Origin of the sequence: Mycobacterium sp. (assembly GCF_049278535.1) — a bacterium.
GTDB lineage: Bacteria > Actinomycetota > Actinomycetes > Mycobacteriales > Mycobacteriaceae > Mycobacterium.
In genome coordinates this window covers 1-1,696 of record NZ_JBAPMI010000328.1, presented here as the reverse complement: position 1 = coordinate 1,696, position 1,696 = coordinate 1, and the positions used below count along the sequence as shown (strand labels likewise).

1 protein-coding gene is annotated in these 1,696 nt (G+C 65.4%); it reads left to right on the top strand.

Annotated features, from left to right (window positions below; genetic code table 11):
* Positions 1–63 precede the first annotated feature (63 nt).
* The coding region (locus WAO18_RS21665; RefSeq protein WP_422208288.1) for a 3-hydroxyacyl-CoA dehydrogenase NAD-binding domain-containing protein at positions 64–1,696 on the top strand (1,633 nt) is incomplete at its 3' end.

Genomic DNA, 1,696 nt, shown 5'->3' with positions numbered 1-1,696 from the left:
CTGTGCATCGGCGGCGGCATGGGTGTCGCCACCATCATCGAGAGGGTTTAAGGGTCTACGGCCATGGCAGAGAACACCATTCATTGGGATAAGGATGCCGACGGCATCGTCACCTTGACGCTCGACGACCCCACCGGGTCGGCCAACGTGATGAATGAGCACTACGCGGAGTCGATGCACAACGCTGTGGAAAAGCTTGTCGCCGAGAAGGATTCGATTACCGGCGTGGTCATCACCAGCGCGAAGAAGACCTTCTTCGCCGGTGGCGACCTCAAGGGCATGATCAAGCTCGGCCCGGAGAACGCCGGCGAGGCGTTCGACACGGTCGAATCGGTCAAGCGGGACCTGCGCGCCCTGGAGACGCTCGGCAAGCCGGTCGTTGCCGCCGTCAACGGCGCCGCGCTCGGCGGTGGCCTGGAGATCGCTCTTGCCTGTCACCACCGGATCGCCGCGGACGTCAAGGGTCTCGTGGTCGGTCTGCCCGAGGTGACCCTGGGCCTGCTGCCGGGTGGCGGCGGGGTGACCCGGACCGTGCGGATGTTCGGTATCCAGAACGCGTTCATGAACATCCTGTCGCAGGGCACCCGCTTCAAGCCCGACAAGGCCAAGGAGATGGGCCTGGTCGACGAGCTGGTCGGCTCGGTGGACGAGCTGGTGCCCGCCGCCAAGGCGTGGATCAAGGCCAACCCGGACTCGCACGAGCAGCCGTGGGACAAGAAGGGCTACAAGATGCCCGGCGGCACTCCGTCCAGCCCGGCGCTCGCCGGCGTCCTGCCATCGTTCCCGGCACTGCTGAAGAAGCAGCTCAAGGGTGCGCCGATGCCGGCGCCGCGCGCCATCCTGGACGCGGTGGTCGAGGGCGCGCAGGTGGACTTCGACACCGCCAGCCGCATCGAGAGCCGCTACTTCACCCAGCTGGTCACCGGGCAGGTCGCCAAGAACATGATCCAGGCGTTCTTCCTCGACCTGCAGCACATCAACGGCGGCGGATCGCGCCCCGACGGCATCGAGCCGGTCAAGATCAACAAGATCGGTGTGCTGGGCGCGGGCATGATGGGCGCCGGTATCGCCTACGTTTCGGCCAAGGCCGGATACGACGTGGTGCTCAAGGACGTCAGCATCGAGGCCGCGGAGAAGGGCAAGGCGTACTCGGAAAAGCTTGAGGCCAAGGCACTTCAGCGAGGCAAGACCACCGAGGAGAAGTCCAAGGCGCTGCTGGCCCGCATCACGCCCGCCGCCGACCCGGCTGACCTCAAGGGCGTCGACTTCGTGGTCGAGGCCGTCTTCGAGAACCAGGACCTGAAGCACAAGGTGTTTCAGGAGATCGAGGACGTCGTCGAGCCCAACGCGCTGCTGGGGTCGAACACCTCGACGCTGCCGATCACCGGTCTTGCTACCGGCGTGAAGCGTCAGGAAGACTTCATCGGGATCCACTTCTTCTCGCCGGTCGACAAGATGCCGTTGGTGGAAATCATCAAGGGCGAGAAGACATCTGACGAGGCGCTGGCCCGAGTGTTCGACTACACACTGGCCATCGGCAAGACCCCGATCGTCGTCAACGACAGCCGTGGCTTCTTCACCAGCCGCGTCATCGGCACCTTCGTCAACGAGGCGCTGGCCATGCTCGGCGAGGGCGTGGAGCCTGCCAGCATCGAGCACGCCGGAAGCCAGGCCGGCTACCCGGCGCCGCCGCTGC